Annotated in this window: 18 protein-coding genes; 11 read left to right on the plus strand and 7 right to left on the minus strand. The window is 70.9% G+C overall.

The window, feature by feature from the left end; genetic code table 11:
• The first annotated feature begins 3 nt into the window (after positions 1 to 3).
• The 6 genes from ACIRP7_RS25655 (at position 4) to cimA (ending at position 8762) form a co-directional block, all read left to right on the plus strand.
• Positions 4 to 1716 carry an urease subunit alpha gene (locus ACIRP7_RS25655; RefSeq protein WP_403663911.1) on the plus strand — a complete coding sequence of 571 codons (1713 nt, stop codon included), beginning with the start codon at positions 4 to 6 and terminating at the stop codon, positions 1714 to 1716.
• An 18-nt stretch (positions 1717 to 1734) separates the two neighbouring features.
• The gene (locus ACIRP7_RS25660; RefSeq protein ID WP_403663914.1) at positions 1735 to 2781 is read left to right on the plus strand and encodes an agmatine/peptidylarginine deiminase; all 1047 of its coding nucleotides are present in this window, start codon (positions 1735 to 1737) and stop codon (positions 2779 to 2781) included.
• 94 nt (positions 2782 to 2875) lie between these two features.
• Positions 2876 to 3478 (plus strand): TetR/AcrR family transcriptional regulator, encoded by a 603-nt coding sequence (locus ACIRP7_RS25665; protein ID WP_403663917.1) that lies wholly within the window; start codon positions 2876 to 2878, stop codon positions 3476 to 3478.
• 167 nt (positions 3479 to 3645) lie between these two features.
• Positions 3646 to 5682, plus strand: coding sequence for a hypothetical protein (locus ACIRP7_RS25670; protein ID WP_403663920.1), 2037 nt, complete (start codon positions 3646 to 3648; stop codon positions 5680 to 5682).
• A gap of 212 nt (positions 5683 to 5894) precedes the next feature.
• Complete coding sequence (locus tag ACIRP7_RS25675) at positions 5895 to 6848, plus strand: TolB family protein (protein WP_403663923.1); 954 nt, start codon at positions 5895 to 5897, stop codon at positions 6846 to 6848.
• A 309-nt stretch (positions 6849 to 7157) separates the two neighbouring features.
• Positions 7158 to 8762 carry a citramalate synthase gene (cimA, locus tag ACIRP7_RS25680; protein WP_403663926.1) on the plus strand — a complete coding sequence of 535 codons (1605 nt, stop codon included), beginning with the start codon at positions 7158 to 7160 and terminating at the stop codon, positions 8760 to 8762.
• Between the two features lie 3 nt (positions 8763 to 8765).
• Here the strand turns inward: cimA and ACIRP7_RS25685 are convergent, their stop codons facing one another.
• Positions 8766 to 8954 carry a DUF397 domain-containing protein gene (locus ACIRP7_RS25685; protein WP_403663929.1) on the minus strand — a complete coding sequence of 63 codons (189 nt, stop codon included), beginning with the start codon at positions 8952 to 8954 and terminating at the stop codon, positions 8766 to 8768.
• Positions 8951 to 9757 (minus strand): Scr1 family TA system antitoxin-like transcriptional regulator, encoded by an 807-nt coding sequence (locus ACIRP7_RS25690; RefSeq protein WP_403663932.1) that lies wholly within the window; start codon positions 9755 to 9757, stop codon positions 8951 to 8953. The genes ACIRP7_RS25685 and ACIRP7_RS25690 overlap by 4 nt, the downstream gene beginning before the upstream one ends.
• 112 nt (positions 9758 to 9869) lie before the next feature.
• Between ACIRP7_RS25690 and ACIRP7_RS25695 the strand changes: the two genes are divergently transcribed.
• The gene (locus tag ACIRP7_RS25695) at positions 9870 to 10286 is read left to right on the plus strand and encodes an ATP-binding protein (RefSeq protein ID WP_403663935.1); all 417 of its coding nucleotides are present in this window, start codon (positions 9870 to 9872) and stop codon (positions 10284 to 10286) included.
• Positions 10287 to 10288: 2 nt separating this feature from the next.
• Here ACIRP7_RS25695 and ACIRP7_RS25700 read toward each other — a convergent pair whose 3' ends face one another.
• Together ACIRP7_RS25700 and ACIRP7_RS25705 are read right to left on the minus strand one after the other, a co-directional pair.
• Positions 10289 to 10426 (minus strand): hypothetical protein, encoded by a 138-nt coding sequence (locus ACIRP7_RS25700; RefSeq protein WP_403663938.1) that lies wholly within the window; start codon positions 10424 to 10426, stop codon positions 10289 to 10291.
• The gene (locus ACIRP7_RS25705; protein WP_403663941.1) at positions 10423 to 10767 is read right to left on the minus strand and encodes a hypothetical protein; all 345 of its coding nucleotides are present in this window, start codon (positions 10765 to 10767) and stop codon (positions 10423 to 10425) included. The genes ACIRP7_RS25700 and ACIRP7_RS25705 overlap by 4 nt, the downstream gene beginning before the upstream one ends.
• Positions 10768 to 10949: 182 nt before the next feature.
• Between ACIRP7_RS25705 and ACIRP7_RS25710 the strand changes: the two genes are divergently transcribed.
• Both ACIRP7_RS25710 and ACIRP7_RS25715 read left to right on the plus strand, forming a co-directional pair.
• Positions 10950 to 13961, plus strand: coding sequence for a glycoside hydrolase family 3 protein (locus tag ACIRP7_RS25710; RefSeq protein WP_403663944.1), 3012 nt, complete (start codon positions 10950 to 10952; stop codon positions 13959 to 13961).
• Positions 13962 to 14010: 49 nt separating this feature from the next.
• Positions 14011 to 15408 (plus strand): hypothetical protein, encoded by a 1398-nt coding sequence (locus ACIRP7_RS25715; protein ID WP_403663947.1) that lies wholly within the window; start codon positions 14011 to 14013, stop codon positions 15406 to 15408.
• Positions 15409 to 15514: 106 nt separating this feature from the next.
• On the opposite strand, the gene ACIRP7_RS25720 is transcribed toward ACIRP7_RS25715, so the two are convergent.
• The gene (locus ACIRP7_RS25720; protein ID WP_403663950.1) at positions 15515 to 16297 is read right to left on the minus strand and encodes a serine protease; all 783 of its coding nucleotides are present in this window, start codon (positions 16295 to 16297) and stop codon (positions 15515 to 15517) included.
• A gap of 147 nt (positions 16298 to 16444) precedes the next feature.
• Positions 16445 to 16876, minus strand: a complete 432-nt coding sequence (locus ACIRP7_RS25725) for a MarR family winged helix-turn-helix transcriptional regulator (RefSeq protein ID WP_403663953.1) — start codon at positions 16874 to 16876, stop codon at positions 16445 to 16447.
• On the opposite strand from ACIRP7_RS25725, the gene ACIRP7_RS25730 reads away from it, so the two are divergent.
• Complete coding sequence (locus ACIRP7_RS25730) at positions 16875 to 18041, plus strand: FUSC family protein (RefSeq protein ID WP_403663956.1); 1167 nt, start codon at positions 16875 to 16877, stop codon at positions 18039 to 18041. The genes ACIRP7_RS25725 and ACIRP7_RS25730 overlap by 2 nt on opposite strands.
• 194 nt (positions 18042 to 18235) lie before the next feature.
• Positions 18236 to 18550 (plus strand): hypothetical protein, encoded by a 315-nt coding sequence (locus ACIRP7_RS25735; protein WP_403663959.1) that lies wholly within the window; start codon positions 18236 to 18238, stop codon positions 18548 to 18550.
• A gap of 13 nt (positions 18551 to 18563) precedes the next feature.
• Here the strand turns inward: ACIRP7_RS25735 and ACIRP7_RS25740 are convergent, their stop codons facing one another.
• Entirely contained in the window at positions 18564 to 19118 is a 555-nt protein-coding gene (locus tag ACIRP7_RS25740) for a YceI family protein (protein WP_403663961.1), read from the minus strand.
• Positions 19119 to 19221 lie beyond the last annotated feature (103 nt).

Here is a 19221-nt window from a genome sequence, read left to right on the forward strand (position 1 = left end):
TCGATGAGCCGCCCCGGAGGCCACCCCGCCGAGGCTCGCCGCCTCACTCCCTACGAGTACGCCGCCACCCACGGACCCCGTGCCGGTGACCGCGTGCGCCTCGGTGACTCCGGGCTGGTGATCCGGGTCGAGGAGGACTCCCAGCGCTACGGCGACGAGTTCCTCGCCGGGTTCGGCAAGACCGCCCGTGACGGGCTGCACCTCAAGGCCGCCGCCGTGCGGGACACCTGTGACGTCGTCGTCAGCAACGTCGTCGTGATCGATGCCGTGCAGGGCATCCGGAAGGTCTCGATCGGTATCCGCGAGGGACGGATCTGCTCCATCGGACGGGCCGGAAATCCCGACACCCTGGACGGGGTCGACGTCGTCGTCGGCACCGGTACCTCCATCGTGTCCGGCGAGGGGCTCATCGCCACCGCCGGGGCCGTCGACACCCACGTCCATCTGCTGTCGCCGCGGATCATGGAGGCCTCGCTGGCCTCCGGGGTGACCACGATCATCGGGCAGGAGTTCGGGCCCGTGTGGGGCGTCGGGGTCAACTCGCCCTGGGCGCTGAGGCACGCGTTCGGAGCCTTCGACGCCTGGCCGGTCAACATCGGCTTCCTGGCCCGCGGTTCGTCCTCCACGCCGGACCCCCTGACCGAGGCGCTGGCCGAGGGAGGGGCGAGCGGCTTCAAGGTGCACGAGGACATGGGCGCCCACACCCGCGCGCTGGACACTGCTCTGCGGGTCGCCGAGGAGCATGACGTCCAAGTCGCCCTGCACAGCGACGGGTTGAACGAGTGCCTGTCCGTCGAGGACACCCTGAGGGTGCTGGAGGGGCGTACGATCCACGCCTTCCACATCGAGGGCTGCGGCGGCGGACACGTACCGAACGTGCTGAAGATGGCCGGGGTTGCGAACGTCATCGGCTCCTCCACCAACCCCACCCTGCCCTTCGGCCGGGACGCCGTCGCCGAGCACTACGGCATGATCGTCTCCGTCCACGACCTCAAGACCGACCTGCCCGGCGACGCCGCCATGGCCCGTGACCGCATCCGCGCCGGGACCATGGGCGCCGAGGACGTCCTGCACGACCTGGGCGCGATCGGCATCACCTCCTCCGACGCGCAGGGCATGGGACGGGCCGGTGAGACGGTCCGCCGTACCTTCGCGATGGCCGGGAAGATGAAGGCCGAGTTCGGTGCCCCGGACGACGGCCACGACAACGAGCGCGTCCTGCGCTACATCGCCAAGCTGACCATCAACCCGGCCATCGCACACGGCCTTTCGCACGAGGTCGGTTCCATCGAGGTCGGCAAGCTCGCCGACCTCGTGCTGTGGCGGCCGGAGTACTTCGGCGCCAAGCCGCAACTCGTCCTGAAGTCCGGCTTCCCGGCCTACGGCGTGGTCGGTGACCCGGGCGCGGCCACCGACACCTGCGAACCCCTCGTCCTGGGACCGCAGTTCGGGGCGCACGGCGCCACCCCCGCCGAGATCTCCGTCGCCTTCGTCGCCCGGGCCGCCCTCGACCAGGGCAACGACCGGCTGCCGACCCGCAGGAGAAGGGTCGCCGTCCACGGCACCCGCGGCATCGGACCGGCCGACCTGCGCCTCAACTCCCGCACCGGGGCGGTGGACGTGGACCAGCGCACCGGCCTGGTGACGCTGGACGGAGAGCCGGTCGTCTCCGCACCGGCCGACTCGGTCTCCCTCAACCGTCTGTACTTCCTCTAGGACTCGTAGGACCCCCTGATGACCTACCGCATGCCGCCCGAGTGGGCGCCGCACGAACGCACCTGGATGGCCTGGCCCGGCCCCAACCCGACCTTCACCGACGACGGGGAACTGGCCGGGGCCCGGGCCGCCTGGGCGTCCGTGGCCCGCGCGGTGCGCCGCTTCGAGCCGGTGACGATGGTGCACGGACCCGGCCACGCCGCGTCCGCGCGCGCCCTGCTCGGCCCGGACGTCGAGCTGGTGGAGCGCGAGCTCGACGACGCGTGGATGCGTGACATCGGCCCGACGTTCGTCAAGGACGAAGAGGGCCGACTGGCCGCCGTGGACTGGGTGTTCAACGGCTGGGGCGGCCAGGACTGGGCCCGCTGGGACCACGACGCGAAGATCGCCCGCCAGGTCGCCGACCTCGCCGGGGTGCCCGTGCTGAGCAGCCCGCTGGTCAACGAGGGCGGCGCGATCCACGTCGACGGCGAGGGCACCGTCCTGCTCACCGACACCGTCCAGCTCGGCGCCGGCCGCAACCCCGGCTGGACCCGCGAGCAGGTCGAGGCGGAGATCCACGCCAGGCTCGGCACCCGCAGGGCCATCTGGCTCCCGCGCGGCCTGACCGGCGACTACGGCAGGTACGGCACCCAGGGCCACGTCGACATCGTCGCCGCCTTCGCCCGCCCGGGGGTGGTCGTGGCGCACGTCCAGCCGGACCCGGCGCACCCGGACCACGAGGTGACCAAGGAGGTCGTAGGCCTGCTGAAGTCGGCGACCGACGCCCGCGGCCGCCGCCTGGAGGTCGTCGAGCTGCTCGCCCCGACCGTCCTGGAGGCGGACGGGCACTGGGTCGACTACTCGTACGTCAACCACTACCTCTGCAACGGCGGCGTCGTGCTCTGCGGCTTCGACGACCCGCGCGACGAGCTCGCCGCCGGCGTCTTCCGGCGGCTGTTCCCCGAGCGCACGGTGACACTGGTCGACGCGCGGACGATCTTCGCGGGCGGGGGCGGCATCCACTGCGTCACCCAGCAGCAGCCGCGGGCGACGGCCGGACGGTCGGGTAGAACAGACGCGTGAACGCCGCACCGCACCACATCGCCCGCGCCGCCCGCGGGCACCGCCGCCCCGAGCCGCCGGGTCGACTCCCCGACGCCGTACGGGTGGCCGCCGTATGACCGCCGCCCGGCGCACGCCCGCGCCCCCGCGTGAACGCGTCCTCGCCGCGGCCATGGAGATGATCGCCGCGGGCGGCCTGGAGAAGCTGACCATGGCCGCGCTCGGCCGCGAGGTCGGTATGAGCAGCGGCCACCTCCTCTACTACTTCCGCTCCAAGGACGAACTGCTGCTCCAGACCCTGGAGTGGAGCGAGGGACGGCTCGGCGCCGAGCGCGCCCGGCTGCTCACCCGTACGGCGACCGCCCGCGAACGACTCGACGCGTACGTCGACCTGTACGTCCCAGACGGCCACCGCGACCCGCACTGGACCCTGTGGCTGGAGGTCTGGAACCGCTCGCAGAACGCCGACGACGAGGCCCGCGAACGCCAGGCCGCGATCGAGGGCGCCTGGCACCGGGACCTGGTCGCACTGCTCGCGGAAGGGGTGTCGCGGGGCGAGTTCCGGGCCGTCGACCCGGACCGCTTCGCGGCCCGGCTGAGGGCCCTCCTGGACGGCTTCTCCATCCATGTGGCGATCGGGCTGCGCGGGACGGACCGGGGGACGATTCTCGGCCACGTGAGGGAGTTCCTCGACGAGAGCCTCCTCGCGGACGCGTGACCTTCCGCCCGGGTTGTACGCAATGAGGACGATTGACCCTGTGGCCCGTGGTGCGTTTGCCTCGTGGGACCCTCGGCGCGGGGCCGGGGGGTCCTGGGTCAACGGGGAACACAGGGGGGAACATGTCCACAGCCGCCGCATGTCTTGTGGGCGCGGCCTTATGCGTCGTGCTCACCGGTACCACCGCATCCGCCGCACCACCCGTCGATCGTGTCGGCACCACCGCCCAGGCCCAGGCCCAGGCCCAGTCCCATCCCGACAAGTCCCCCACCCGGCGGGTGAGCACGGCCGCCGACGGCAGTCAGGCCGACGGACCGTCGAGCGGGGCCTCGATCAGCGCCGACGGCCGCCAGGTCGCGTTCACGTCCACCGCGCCGAGCCTCGGCTGCGAGCGCCTCTCGCCGTGCCTGTTCCTGAAGGACCTGACCGACGGCGGCCTCACCAGGATCGACCTCGGCAGCGGTCACACCTACGACGCGCCGCTGTCGAGCGCCGACGGGAGCCGTGTCGCCTTCTCCGCCGGCAACCGCCTCCAGGCTCCTTACCTGTACGACAGCGCCACCGGCCGTTCGGAGCGGCTGTGGCCCCAAGACCCGCCCGGCGTGGCCGAGGTGGGCCGCGCCCAGTCGATCAGCCCCGACGGCACGCACGTCGCGTACACCGTCGGAGGCCGCAACGGAGGCCAGACCGCGCGGCTGCTGTACGCCCGGGACACGGAGACCGGCACCGACGAGCTGATCTCGACCGCCGAGGAGGGCAACAAGAACGGGGCCTCGGTGAGCGGTGACGGCAACCGGGTCGCCTACTCGGTCCAGGGGGGCGCCGAGGGCAACGACCCGAACGAGGTCTTCGTCAAGGACCGGGCGACGGGCGAGCGCATCCACGTCGGCGCGGACCTCGGTGTCGCCCATCTGATCCGGATCACGGCGGACGGCCGCCGGGTCCTCCTCAACGCCAACACCGGGGTGTACGTCCACGACCTGAGCACGGGCACCTCGCGACGGGTGGCCGACGGAACCGCCTCCTCGGCCACGGCGGACGGCCGGTACGCCGTCGTCTGGGGCACGGACGGCGTGCGGGTGCGTGACCTGCGGACGGGGCTGCGAGGGGCCACCCTCTCGTGGACCGCCACGGTGATGGGCGACTCGCTGGCCGCCAAGGGGCGGGTGGTGGCGTTCAGTTCGACGGAGTCCCACCTGGTGCCGGGCGACACCAACCGGCAGTCGGACGTGTTCGCCTTCTCGGGCCGCCTCGGGAAGAACCCGGCCCCGATGCCGTCCGTCACCGAACGGCTCGGCGGACCGGCCGGGGCGTCCCGCGACCCGGAGATGGATGAGCACAAGCTCGTCACCTTCACCTCGGAGGAAGACGTCTTCATCAACGCGCCCCTCCGCGTCGTCCCGGTCAACTCCGACACGGAGAAGCCGTCGTCGGAGAGCACCCCCTGCTCCAACGGACGCCTGGTGAGCTACCTGGTCCCGTCCGCCGCCGACGGCGCCCCGGAGGTCCACATCCGCTACCGCGCCACCGGCAAGGTCACCGTCCTGGACTCCTACCAGGGCGTCCGCTTCACCTGGATGGGGCGGCCCCGGATCAGCCCCACCTGCCAGTGGATCACCTACGCGGCGACCCTGCCCGCCACCGACGCCGACCCGGACCCGCAACCCCGCGTCTACCGCTTCAATTACGACGGCGGCACCACGGACGTGGTCAGCGCGCCCTCGGGCGGTCCGGCGGGCAACCCGTCCATCGACTTCGACGGCCGGTACATCGCCTTCGAGCAGGGCGGCGACGTCTACGTCCGTGACCTGGACACCGGCGACCTGTCGAGGGTCGCGGACGGCGCCTCGGCCCCCTCCCTCAGCGGCCGCACGATCGCCTTCCAGCAGGGCCGGTACGTCCTCGTCCGGGACCTCGACACCGGCACCACCACGGCCCGGGTCAGAGGCGCCCAGCCCTCGCTCTCCCGGCACGGCACGGAGTTCGCGTACACCTCGGGCGGTTCCGTGTACCTGCTCGGAATCGCCACGGGGAAGAAGCAGTTGGTCAGCGTGGACCGCTGGGGCGGCCGCAACGACCTTCCGGCTGAGCATCCCTCCGTCAACGCCGACGGCACGGTCGTCGCGTTCGAGTCGGCCTCACCCGATCTGGTGGAAGGGGACACGAACGGGGTGACGGACATCTTCCTGCGGACAGTGCAGTAACAGACAGTGCAGTAACAGGCGACAAGCACCACGCACAACAGGCAACACCACAACGGGGGAACCATCATGCACAGCACCAAGCGAGTCTTCGTGCTCGCGGCCGCCCTCGCCGCGGCGGCGCCTCGTACCACGCCGTCATCAGCCGCAACGGCCGCTACGCCGGTTTCGACTCGACCGCCGAGGACCTGGACCCGAACATCCCGCACGGCGGCATGTACATCCGCGACCTGAGCACCGGCAAGCTCCGCTTCTCGGGCTTCGGAAGCACCGTGGCCGTCCTGAACGACGGCCGCTACGTCTACCACCAGAACGACGTCGTGCTCCACGACCCGCGGACGGGCAAGCAGGAGAAGTTCGGCATCGAGGTCCCCGAGGGCTTCGAAGGGCCCATCGGCCAGGTCTCCGTCAGCGCCGACGCCCGCTACGCCGTCTTCACGCTCCGGGAGACCGGCGGGGGCGGCGCGGTCTTCCTGCGCGACCGGATCGCGGGCACCACCGAGCGGATCAGCCACCCGAAGCCCACCTGGGAGCCGCGCGACGCCTCCCGGCCGACGGTCAGCGACGACGGCAGGCGGGTCGTCTACCAGTACAGCTACGCGAACGGCCCGCGCGGCGACGACTGGGGCGACGTCTGGATGTACAACCGCACCACGCACCGGCGCACCCAGATCGACCGCTCCCACGACGGCTCGCAGACCCAGCGGGAGTCGACGCAGCCGTCCATCAGCGGCGACGGACGCACGGTCGTCTTCGAGTCCGCGGACACCCACCTGGTGCCGGACGACACGGACGCCAGCTGGAACGTGTTCGTGCACACCCTCGCCACGGGCACCAACCGGCGCCTCCACCCCCCCGGGGATGCCCCCTCCCACGTCTACACCCGCGCTCCCGCCGTCAGCGCGAACGGCCGGTACGTCACCTTCACGGGCCGGGTCGACACACTGCCCGGCGGCACCCGCAACCCCGTGTACCTGCGGGACCTGAGGAAGGGCACGACCACCCTGGTCAGCCCCGACGCCACCGGCGCCCCGGTGTCCGCCCAGGCCGGACCGGGCGGCATCGCGGACGGGGGCCGGCGGATCGTCTTCGTCTCCTGGGACGGGACGCTGATCCCTGGCGGGGACACCAACGAGGAGCGGGACGTCTTCGTACGTCACCTGCGCTGATCAGCACAGTGTTCGCATCCTGAGACGGACGGTGAGCGCGGGGGCGGTCTGTGCCAGACTGCCTCCGTGCTCTCGTTCGCCACGATTATTGGCAGCAGGCGCGCCGGTCCGCAGTGACCGCCACGTACGACCAGGTACGGGCGGACACCGTCGTCCTCGACCCGCGCGCAGACCTCTCGCACCCGCGAGGGGTTTTTCGCATTTCTGGCCCACCCGCAGCCGGAGGCGAGAGCGCGAGGGACTATGTGGGGGCGGTGGAGCCGGTCATTCCGGTACGACCGAGACCAAATCCTCAGGAGCCTTGAGACCATGACCGCAACCAGCGAGCTCGACGATCAGTTCCACGTCTTCGACACCACCCTGCGCGACGGCGCCCAGCGGGAGGGCATCAACCTCACCGTCGCGGACAAGCTGGCCATCGCACGGCACCTGGACGACTTCGGCGTGGGCTTCATCGAGGGCGGCTGGCCCGGCGCCAACCCGCGCGACACCGAGTTCTTCGCCCGCGCCCGTCAGGAGATCGACTTCAAGCACGCCCAGCTCGTCGCCTTCGGTGCGACCCGCCGGGCGGGCGCCAAGGCCTCGGAGGACCCGCAGGTCAAGGCCCTCCTGGACTCCGGCGCGGACGTGATCACCCTGGTCGCCAAGTCGCACGACCGGCATGTCGAACTCGCGCTGCGCACCACGCTCGACGAGAACCTGGAGATGGTCCGCGACACGGTCTCGTACCTGGTGTCGCAGGACCGCAGGGTCTTCGTCGACTGCGAGCACTTCTTCGACGGCTACCGCGCGAACCCGGAGTACGCGAAGGCCGTCGTACGGGCGGCCTCGGAGGCCGGCGCCTCCGTCGTCATCCTCTGCGACACCAACGGCGGCATGCTCCCGGCGCAGGTCCAGGCGGTCGTCGCGACCGTCCTCGCGGACACCGGCGCCCGCCTCGGCATCCACGCCCAGGACGACACCGGCTGCGCGGTCGCCAACACCCTCGCCGCCGTGGACGCGGGCGCGACCCACGTCCAGTGCACGGCGAACGGCTACGGCGAGCGCGTCGGCAACGCGAACCTCTTCCCGGTCGTCGCGGCCCTGGAGCTCAAGTACGGCAAGAAGGTCCTCCCCGACGGCAAGCTCCGCGAGATGACGCGGATCTCCCACGCCATCGCCGAGGTCGTCAACCTCACCCCCTCCACCCACCAGCCCTACGTCGGCGTCTCCGCCTTCGCCCACAAGGCCGGCCTGCACGCCTCCGCGATCAAGGTCGACCCGGACCTCTACCAGCACATCGACCCCGAGCAGGTCGGCAACACCATGCGGATGCTGGTCTCCGACATGGCGGGCCGCGCCTCGATCGAGCTCAAGGGCAAGGAACTCGGCATCGACCTCGGCGGCGACCGCGAGCTGGTCGGCCGGGTCGTCGAGCGCGTCAAGGAACGCGAGCTCAGGGGCTACACGTACGAGGCCGCCGACGCCTCCTTCGAACTCCTGCTCCGTGCCGAGGTCCAGGGCAAGCCCCTCAAGTACTTCGGGGTGGAGTCCTGGCGCGCGATCGTGGAGGACCGCCCCGACGGGACCCACGCCAACGAGGCCACGGTCAAGCTCTTCGCCAAGGGCGAGCGCATCGTCGCCACGGCGGAGGGCAACGGCCCGGTCAACGCCCTCGACCGCGCCCTGCGCGTGGCCCTGGAGAAGATCTACCCCCAGCTCGCCAAGCTCGAGCTCGTCGACTACAAGGTCCGCATCCTGGAGGGCGTGCACGGCACCTCCTCCACGACCCGCGTCCTGATCTCCACGTCGGACGGCACGGGCGAGTGGTCGACGGTGGGCGTCGCGGAGAACGTGATCGCGGCGTCGTGGCAGGCGCTGGAGGACGCGTACACGTACGGCCTCCTCCGCGCGGGCGTGGAGCCGGCCGAGTAACCCTCAGATGTGCTCGTCCCGCCGAGCGAGCCCGAGGAACGCGGCCCAAGTGCCCGGCTCCACCGTGAGGTTGGGGCCGATGTTCTTGGAGTCACGGATGTGGACGGCGGACGGCTGGGCGGCGACCTCGATGCAGTTGCCGCCCTCGCTGCCGCTGTAGCTCGACTTGAACCAGTGAAGTGCGGTGCTCATCGGTCTCCTAGCAGTCCGTGCAGGTATCGCACGCTCTCGTCGGGCGAGAGGGCCTGTGACCGCAGCATTCCATACTTGTGGTGATAGTCGCTGACCTCGTCGGGATCGGCCAGGAGGAAGCTGGCGCGCTGCACTTCCAGGTAGACCAGACGCTCGAAACTGGGCGTTTCCAGTAGCACCATGGGGCCGTCGAGGCAGGCGTGTGGGGTTCGGTTCGTGGGCATGATCTGGAATCCCATGTGGACGGGCTCGGTGTACTCCAGGATCTGGCGGAACTGCTCCCGCATCACCTCAGGGCCGCCGACCTGACGGCGCAGCACGCTCTCCTCGATGATGAAATGACCCACGGGTGGTCGCTCCCGCTGCCAGACCAACTGCCGTTCCATACGGGACGCCACCCACTGCTCGGCTGTCTCGCTGCCCAGGGCGGGGTACCGATAGCCGACAACAGCCCGACAGTAGTCCTGGGTTTGAAGCAACCCGGGCACGACCTGCGTCTCGTACGACAGGAAGCTCATCGCCTCCTGCTCATGATCCACCAACGACTGCGCGAACTGCACCACCTTCTCCCGCACCGGCATCCGCTCCACGAGCAGCGCCAACGCCCCCTTCGTGTCCAGCAGTTCGTCGAACTGTTCCGCCCGGTCCGGCTGGAGTGCCAGCCGCCCCTGCTCGATCGACCTCACCGTGTCCACGTGAAGGCTGGCCGCCTCGGCCAACTGCTCCTGAGTGAGACGGGCCTGCTTCCGATAGTGCGCGACGAGCGCGCCGACCGCGTACCACGAACCGACCTTCTTCGACATGGCCGTCCCCTTCCCCCGCGCGCACCCCAAGTCCTCGTAGTGAGGTCGTAGCAATCAGAACTACGACCTCACTCACTGCCCCACAATAGTCACTCCCTGTGACAGTCGCCCCGTGAATCCCCAAGCCCAGCTCCTCCACGCCCGCACCGCCCTCTACCCCCGTGACCGCAGGTCAGTGGCCGTGGCCAGAGATCTGACGCGCATCACCCTCACCGACTGGGGCGTGTCCGAGCGCAGCGACGACGTCCTCCTCTGTGTCAGCGAACTCGCCACCAACGCTCTTCTCCACGGCGTCCCGCCCCACCGCTGCTTCCGCCTCGACCTCGCCCTGCTCGCCGACGGAGTCCTCCGCGTGGAGGTCCACGACAGCGGCCCGGGCGAGATCCGCGTCCCGGACCCGACGCCGGAGTCGGAACACGGCCGTGGACTGCTGCTCGTGGACGCGCTGGCCGACGACTGGGGTGTGCGGGAGCGGGACCCCGGCAAGATCGTGTGGTGCGACTTCGCGGTCAGGGCATCGGTGGACTGACCTCAGCACGAGTCCTCGGCGAGCTCCTCGAACTCGCCGAGGCTCATCGCCCGGTCGTCGGCCCAGACCTGGCCGGGCTCGAGCGCGGCCAGGTCCGCGGCGGTGAAGGTGACGATGCCGTTGTAGGAGTCGCCGGTCACGTAATGGCCAAGCTCAGGGTGCAGTGGTCCTTCGGCAGCAGTCGCTGGGCGCCCCGGTGCCGGGCGCCCCAGGCGGGTGGAGGTGAGAACAGCGGGAAGTCGGCGTCTCCGCTCAGCTTCGTGTTCTTCACGGACCACCCGGTACTGAAGGGTCCGTCCCCGGCCGACCCGTCGAGCCCGGGCGTGCGGTAACCGTCGTCCCCGCACGGCCTGAGCAGCGCGTACAGCGTCCCGTCCGCTCCGGCCCGGACCCCGGTCAGCGGCAGATCGACGGCCGTGCACCCGCTCAACAACCCCACACCGACGACGACACCGGCCACCGCGAAGAATCCCCGTTTCATCACCCCAGCACATCAGCGAAAGCGGCGCCGTGCGACCACAGTTGCGCACCGATCGCATTGCGGCCGTACCACCCGCGCGGGACGCGATGGCCGACGCGGTGTCTTGACGGATGCGCGTGCTCTCAGTTCACTCACGCCGTGAGGTAAGTCCTGTGTGACCCCTGAGAGCCGAGGGAAGGTCCATGCGTAGAACCGCCCTGCTCGTCTCCGCCGCCCTGCTCACCTCCTTGCTGCCCCTGGCCGTCGCCCGTGCGGCCGACGACCCGCCCCCGGTCCCCGTCGACCGCTTCGAGGGCGAAGTCCCCTTCGCCAACCCGCCCGCGGGTGGCCTCTTCACCTGGGGCAGCGACACCGACGACCCACCGACTCTCCAGCTCAGCAGCCGAGTTGACGCGCCGGAAGGAGACCAGGTCCTCTCCGGCACCTACGACATCAGCGGCTACGGCGGCTTCACGCACGACTTCGCCTTCGCCGACCCCGCCCACGACTGGTCCGCCCACAAGGGCATCCGCTTCTGGTGGGAAGGACAGGACAACGGCAAGAAGATCGCCTTCGAGCTCAAGGACGGCGGCGCCAACGGTGAGGCGTCCGAGCTGTGGACGACGTCCTTCACCGACGACTTCACCGGCTGGAAGCAGATCGAGATCCCCTTCTCCGACTTCGCCTACCGGACCGACTACCAGCCCGTCGGCGGCATCGACCACATCCTGGGGCTGACGGAGATGTGGGGGTACGGCGTCACGCTCCCCGTCGGCACACCGGGCCGATTCGCCCTGGACGGCGTCGAGTTGTACGGCAGGGCCGATCAGTCACTGCGCGCCTCGGTGCTCACCGACTCCGCGGTGTACCCCGTGCGGGAAGGCGGCACCGCCCAGGTGAAGGTCACCGTCGCCACCACCGGCTCCGCCCCCGTCGACGAGCCGGTCACGGTCGCCTACGAGACGGCGGGCGGCACGGCCTCGGCCGCCGACTTCACCCCGGTCAAGGGCGAGTTCACCTTCCCCGCGGGCACCGCGTCCGGGACCACCCGCACCCTCAAGGTCGCCACCCTCAAGGACAAGACCGCCTCCGAGACCGCCGAGACCATTCCCCTCAAGCTCACCGTCACCGGCGCCAAGGCCCCCGCCGAGACCCCGCAGGTCGTCATCGACGCGCACGGGCTGCCGTATCTGAACAGCAAGCTTCCCGTGCACAAGCGCGTCGCCGACCTGCTCTCCCGCATGTCCCTGGAGGAGAAGGCCGGTCAGATGACCCAGGCCGAGCGCGGCGCCGTCGGGACCGGGGCCGACATCACCGCCGACGACCTCGGCTCGCTGCTCTCCGGCGGCGGCTCGACGCCCACGCCCAATACCCCCGAGGCCTGGGCGAAGATGATCGACTCCTTCCAACTCCGGGCCCAGGCGACCAGATTCCAGATTCCGCTCATTTACGGAGTCGACGCCGTCCACGGCCACAACAACCTGGTCGGCGCCACGGTCATGCCGCACAACATCGGCATCGGGGCGAGCCGCGACCCCGCACTCGCCCAGCGGACCGGTGCCGTGACCGCAGCCGAGGTCCGTGCCACCGGCATCCCCTGGGACTTCGCGCCCTGCCTCTGCGTCACCCGTGACGAACGCTGGGGCCGCTCCTACGAGTCCTTCGGCGAGGACCCGGCCCTCGTCGAGTCCATGGAGACCGTGATCCAGGGTCTCCAAGGGGCCAGGAGCGGCACGGACCTCGACAGGAACGACAAGGTCCTCGCCACCGCCAAGCACTTCGTCGGCGACGGCGGCACCGCGTACGGCTCCTCCACCACCGGCACCTACACCATCGACCAGGGCGTCACCACGGTCACCCGGAAGCAGCTGGAGGCCATTCACCTCGCGCCGTACAAGAGCGCGGTGGACCGCGGCGTCGGCACGGTCATGCCGTCGTACTCCTCGCTCGACGTCGTCGGGGACGGCCTCGGCCCGGTCAAGATGCACGCCCGCGCCGACATGATCAACGGGGTCCTGAAGAAAAAGCTCGGCTTCGACGGCTTCGTCATCAGCGACTGGAACGGCATCGACCAGATCCCCGGGGACTACGCGAGCGACGTCCGCACCTCCGTCGACGCCGGCGTCGACATGGTCATGGCGCCCTACGCCTACAAGGACTTCCGCACCGCGCTCGTCCAGGAGGTGCGGGCCGGTCGCGTCAGCGAGAAGCGGATCGACGACGCCGTAGCGCGCATCCTCACGCAGAAGTTCAAGCTCGGCCTCTTCGAGAAGCCGTACGCCGACACGAGCGGCGCCTCGAAGATCGGTTCCGCCGGGCACCGGGCCGTGGCCCGCCAGGCGGCCGCCGAGTCGCAGGTGCTGCTGAAGAACAGCGGCGGGCTCCTGCCGCTGAGGAAGTCGCAGAAGGTGTACGTCGCCGGGTCCAACGCCGACGACATCGGCAACCAGAGCGGCGGCTGGACCGTCACCTGGCAGGGCTCCTCAGGCGACATCACCCCCGGCACGACGATCCTGGAGGCGATGCGCAAGAACTCCGCGGCGCTGACGTACTCGAAGGACGCCTCCGCCCCGACCGGCGGTTACGACGTCGGTGTGGTCGTCGTCGGCGAGACCCCGTACGCCGAGGGGGTCGGGGATGTCGGCAACGGCCACGACCTGGAGCTGTCCGCCGCCGACCGGGCCGCCGTGGACAAGGTGTGCGCGGCCATGAAGTGCGCGGTGCTGATCGTCTCCGGGCGGCCACAGCTCATCGGCGACCGGCTCGGCGACATCGACGCCCTGGTCGCCTCCTGGCTGCCGGGAACCGAGGGCGACGGCGTCGCCGACGTCCTCTACGGCAAGCGCCCCTTCACCGGTCGACTCCCCGTCACCTGGCCCAGGTCTCAGACCCAGCTGCCGATCAACGTCGGCGACCCGACGTACGACCCGCAGTTCCCGTACGGCTGGGGCCTGACCACACTCACCAAGGTCCCGGAGGGCGGGGCGGCCACGCTCAAGGCGCTCGGGACCGCGGCCCGGGCGGCCGAGCGGGCCGGTGCCGACGACCGGGGCCGCGCGCTCGTCGAGAAGGCCCGGCTGATCGTCCAGCGGAAGACGGACCGGCGCATGACGGCCGCCGTCGCGGCACCCTTCGCCGACGCCGATCACCTCCTTCTGACCGGCCGCTACGGAGAGGCGGTGCGGAAGCTGACGCAGGCGTACCGGGCGGCCTGAGGGGCGGCCGGACAGGCCTCTTTCGGGGGGCTTCGGGTAGCGTCGAAGTATGAAGGCCATCGCGCAGGCCGTAGTACGGACCCGAAGCCTTCCGGGGCTGCTGTTCGCCCTGGTGCTCGCGGCCCTGGCCGTCCTGGCGGCGGCCGCCCCGCCCGTCTCGGCCACGACGGCTGCGGAGCCCGCGACGAGCGTCTCGGCGATCGGCCGGGCCCTGCGCAAGAGTCCGGTCTACGTCGATCCGGCCGCCGCGGCCCAGCTGTCCGCCGCGGACGCCGACGCCCTGGCGGACCGGATCGCGAAGGCGGACAAGCCGCTGTTCGTCGCGGTGCTGCCCGCCGACTACCCGAAGCAGGACCTGTTCACCAAGCTGCGCACGGCGACCGGGATCACCGGCGTCTACGCGGTCCGCCTCGGCGACGCCTTCGACGCCCGCGCCGACTCCTCGGTCCTGCCGAAGGCGGCCGTACGAAACCTGGTGACGACCGTCGAGGGCGAGGACACCCGGGCCCAGCTCACCGACTTCACCGCCGCCGCGGTCACCAATATGGGCGGCTCGGCCCCGTCGACCTGGCGGTCCGGGGACGACGGCGGCGGGGTGTCGAGCACGGCACTGATCACGGTCGGCGCGGTGCTCGTGGTCGGCGGCGCGGGCGCGTACACGCTGGTGCGCCGCAACCGGCGCCGGCACGCGGAGGAGCAGCGGGCCGCTCTGGAGAAGCTGCGGGTGGTGGTGGACGAGGACATCACGGCGTTCGGCGAGGAACTGGACCGGCTGGACTTCCACCCCGCCGAGGCGGGCGCCGACGATGCGATGCGCGCGGACTACGAGCGGGCACTGGACGCGTACGAGCAGGCGAAGTCGCTCATGGGGGCGGCCACCAGGCCCGAGGACGTGCGGGCGGTCACCCAGGCACTGGAGGACGGCCGCTTCTCGCTGGCCCAGCTCGCCGCGCGCCGCGAGAACCGGCCGCTTCCCGAACGCCGGGTCCCCTGCTTCTTCGACCCTCGCCACGGCCCCTCCGTCACCGACGCCACCTGGACGCCGCCGGGCGGTGCCCAGCGCGACGTCCCGGTCTGCGCCGCGGACGCCACCCGCCTGGCCGACGGCCGCGACCCGGTGATGCGCGAGGTCGACACCGACCAGGGCCGCCGTCCGTACTGGGACGCGGGCCCGGCGTACGGCCCCTGGGCCGGCGGCTACTTCGGCGGCGGCCTCCTGCCCGGGCTGCTGGTCGGCACGCTCCTCGGCAGCATGATGGCCACGCCCGCCTACGCGGCCGACTACGGCTCCGGTTACGGCGACTTCGGCGGCGGTTACGAGGGCGGCGACCTGTCCGGATCGGACTTCAGCTCCGGGGACTTCGGCGACTTCGGGGGCGGCGGGGACTTCGGCGGCGGAGGCGATTTCGGCGGCGGGGGAGGGGACTTCGGGGGCGGGGGGTTCTGAGCAGAACAGCCCCTCCGGCGTTGGGGGGAACGGGGGCCCGGGGGAACCGCGGGCCCGGCACCCGTCGCACCGGACCCGCAGCACACCGCACCTGCCTCGCCTCACCTCACAGCGACGCGGCCGCCGAGGCGATGGCCGAGGCGAACGTGGACACCTCGGTGTAGACCCCGGGCGCGTTCGCCCGGGCGCACCCTATGCCCCAGCTCACGATGCCCACCTGCACCCACGCGTTCGCCGAGTCCCGCCGGAACATCGGCCCGCCGGAGTCCCCCTGGCAGGTGTCGACCCCACCCGCGGCGTACCCCGCGCAGATCTCCTCGTTGGCGATGAGCCCGCTGTACCCGCTGTATCCCCGGCAGGTCGCGTCGCTCACGAACGGCACGGTGGCCTTCAGCAGATACCGCTGCTGAGCCCCGCCCTCGGTGGCCGCACCCCACCCCGCGATCGTGAAGGTCCCGGTGTTGTACTGCGTGGTCGTCGCGATCTTCAGCGTAGGAAGGTTGATCGGCGCGGCGAGCTTGATGAGCGCCCAGTCCTTGCCGTCACCGTTGTACCCGGGAGCCCGGTACACGTACGTCGACTTGACCTGCACCCGCCCGCTGCTGGACTGGAGGTCCGCGACACCCGCGGTGGCGGTGATGCCGGTGTTCGCGCCGGTCCCGTTCACACAGTGCGCGGCGGTGAGCACGATCTGCTGGGTGTACAGCGCCCCGCCGCACCCCATGGACAGCCGCACCATGAACGGGAACTCGCCCTGCGCGGCACGGCTGCCGCCGACGACGGGCGAGGGCGCGGCCTGCGCGGCCGACACGGGCTGGAGACTGGCGATCGCGAGCGCGGCGGCTCCGACCGCCAGACATCTCTTGACCGCCGTGAGGAGTCTCTTCAAGGTGATGCCTCTTCCAGGTGGGGGGGTGGCTTTGACGAGAGCATGCCAATTCTGGGCATCAAAGAAACGCCCAAGTTCTGACATGGGCTGGTCAAATCTGTTGCTGGATTATGGGAATCCTGTGAACCCACGCACAAGGGGTGCGATTCAGCCAGACGTCTCCGTGTCGGCGACCCGCTCCATCAACTCCGCGGCCAGCTCCAACACTCCCCGCTCGGTCGCGCTCAAGGACGCCAACGCCTCCGCCAGCCAGGCGTCCCGCTCGGCCATGTCCCGCTCCAGCGTGAGCCGCCCCGACGCCGTGACGGACAGCACGGACCGACGCCGGTCCACGGTCCCGGCCTCGCGCGCCACCAGCCCGTCCGCCTCCAGTTCGGCGAAGACCCGGGTGAGCGACTGCGGCCGCTGCCGCAGCGCCGCCGCGACCTCGCCGGGGGTGGCGGACCCGTGCCGGTACAGATGCCCGAGCGCCTCCAACTGTCCAGGGGGAAGGCTGCCGTCACCGCGCTCCTGCCGAAGTCGCCGGTTCAGCCGCACGATTCCGTGACGGATGCGAGCGGCGGAGGAGAGGTGATCCATGGCGAAATCGTACGCGGATGCTTACTACTCCGGCGAGCACTATGGCCGTATTCTCACCCAAGTGATGGTCAAACTGATACGCAATGCGTACGAAGCAGCCCTGACCATGACGGCCGTGCTGCTCTGCTGGGCCCTCGCCCTGTGCCTGGAGGCGGTCGCCGGACTGCACACCGACGTCCTCGTCCTCGCGGTCGCCCTGACCCTGACCCTGGCCGGAACCCAGCGGACCGCGGACACTCGCCGCCGTCTCACCGCGCTCGCGTTGCTGCCCGCGACGGCGGCGGTCTCGATCCTGGTCGGACGGCTGATCGCCGTGCACTACGTCGTCGGCGCGGCGGTCTTCACGGCAGGGATCTCGGCCCCCGTGTGGATCCGCCGCTACGGCCACGCCGCCACGAAGGCGGGCACCCTGATGACCCTCCCGTTCATCGCCCTCCTGGTCGTCCCCGGACCGGCGCTGCCGCCCAAGGCCCAGTCCGGGCTGGTGAGTTGGACCTGGGCGGCAGTGATCGCGGTGCTCGCGGTGTGCTGCGTGTGGCTGGTCCAGGGGCTGGGGGACCGCTACGGCCCCTGGCGCCCCGATCCCGAGCCGCCGAACCCCGTGCCCCGCCGCCCGTCCCGTCTCCGTCCGCGTCCCAGCACCCGCATGGCGTTGCAGCTGGCGGTCGCGATCGCCGCGGCCTTCGTCGCCGGCCGGCTCCTCTTCGACGAGCACTGGCCCTGGGCGGTCCTGACGGCGTACGTCGCCGCGAGCGGCAACCGCGACCGAACGGACGTCGTACGCAAGGGAATCCAGCGCCTCGGGGGAGCCTGCGCGGGCACGCTGCTGGCGGCCGGTGTCGCCACGGCCGGGGTCGCCGGCCCGACTTCGGTGGCCCTGATGTTCACGGTCCTTGCGATCGCCCTGTGGCTGCGCCCCATCAACTACGCCTACTGGGCAGCCGGGATGACCACCGCCCTCGCCCTCCTCCTCGGCTGGTTCGGCCAGGACGCGACGAGCCTGTTGCCCACCCGCCTCGCGGCGATCGCGGTCGGCGCGGCACTGACGGTGGCATCGGCGTGGTGGCTGCTCCCGGTCCGGAGGCGACGGACGGCGACACCGGATGCCGGGACCGCTCGGCGACTTGTGCGACCGTCCGGGAGCGGAGTGGCTCAGGACGCGTGACGTGTGAGGGCGTACCGCTCCCCGGCGGCATGCCACCAACCTGGCGGCGAGGACCTGATCACCACCGCGGGCTTCGCCCCCGACGGCTCACGGCTGGCCGTGGGAGACGTCCTGGGTCGGGGCACCCTCTGGGGCGGGGCCGCGCGGGCGCGTCTCGGCGTGCTGGACGGCACCACGTCCGACGTACGTCCGTCGTGGGAGAAGGCAAGCGCCGTCACCGCGCCGGTGGCGTCCGTCGTCGGGCCGCAGCTGCAGGCTGCCGCCGAACCGGCGACGGCGAGCGACGGCTGCTGGGGACCGCCCTGCCCACTCCGGGCGACGAGATACGCGCCCTCGCGTTCGGCGCCGACGGCACGCTCGACGCCTCCGGCACCCACCTTCCTGTACAGCGGTACGACCTAGACCCGCACCATCTGATCACCGAGGTCTGTGAGCGCGCCGGCGCGGGGCTGTCCGAGGCCGTCGGGAAGACGTACCTCCCGGATCTCCCGTACCGGCGCACCTGCTGACCGCGGCGACGGGTCACGCGTTCTTGATCGCGGAGATGTCGAAGGTCAGCTTGATCTTGTCGGAGATCAGGACGCCGCCGGTCTCCAGGGCCGCGTTCCAGGTCAGGCCCCACTCGGAGCGCTTGATCTCGGCCTTGCCCTCGAAGCCCACGCGCTCGTTGCCGAAGGGGTCCTTCGCGGCGCCGTTGAACTCGAGGTCGATGGTGAGCGGCTTGGTGGTGCCGAGGACCGTCAGGTCGCCGGTGATGCGGTAGTCCTCGTCGCCGAGCGCCTCCGCCTTGGTGGAGCGGAAGGTCATCGTCGGGAACTCGTCGATCTTGAAGAAGTCCGCGCTCTTGAGGTGCCCGTCCCGGTCCGCCGACCCGGTGTCGATGCTGTCCATCTTGACGTCGATGGAGGCCGTCGACGCGGACGGGTCGCTGCCGTCCAGGTGCAGCGAGCCGCTGAAGTCGTTGAACTTGCCCTTGACGTTGGTGACCATCGCGTGCCGGACAGTGAAGCCGATCGTGGAGTGCGCGGCGTCGATCGTGTAGTCGCCGGTCAGTGCGGTCAGGTCGGTGTTCGCCATGACAGAGCTCCTTGAAGTGAGGATGTTGAACGTTGAACCACTCAACGCGAACGACCGTAGACCTATTCCGTACAGGTTTCAACATCATCCGTAGAGTGTTGGC

Origin of the sequence: Streptomyces sp. NPDC102270, from assembly GCF_044766405.1 — a bacterium.
GTDB lineage: Bacteria > Actinomycetota > Actinomycetes > Streptomycetales > Streptomycetaceae > Streptomyces.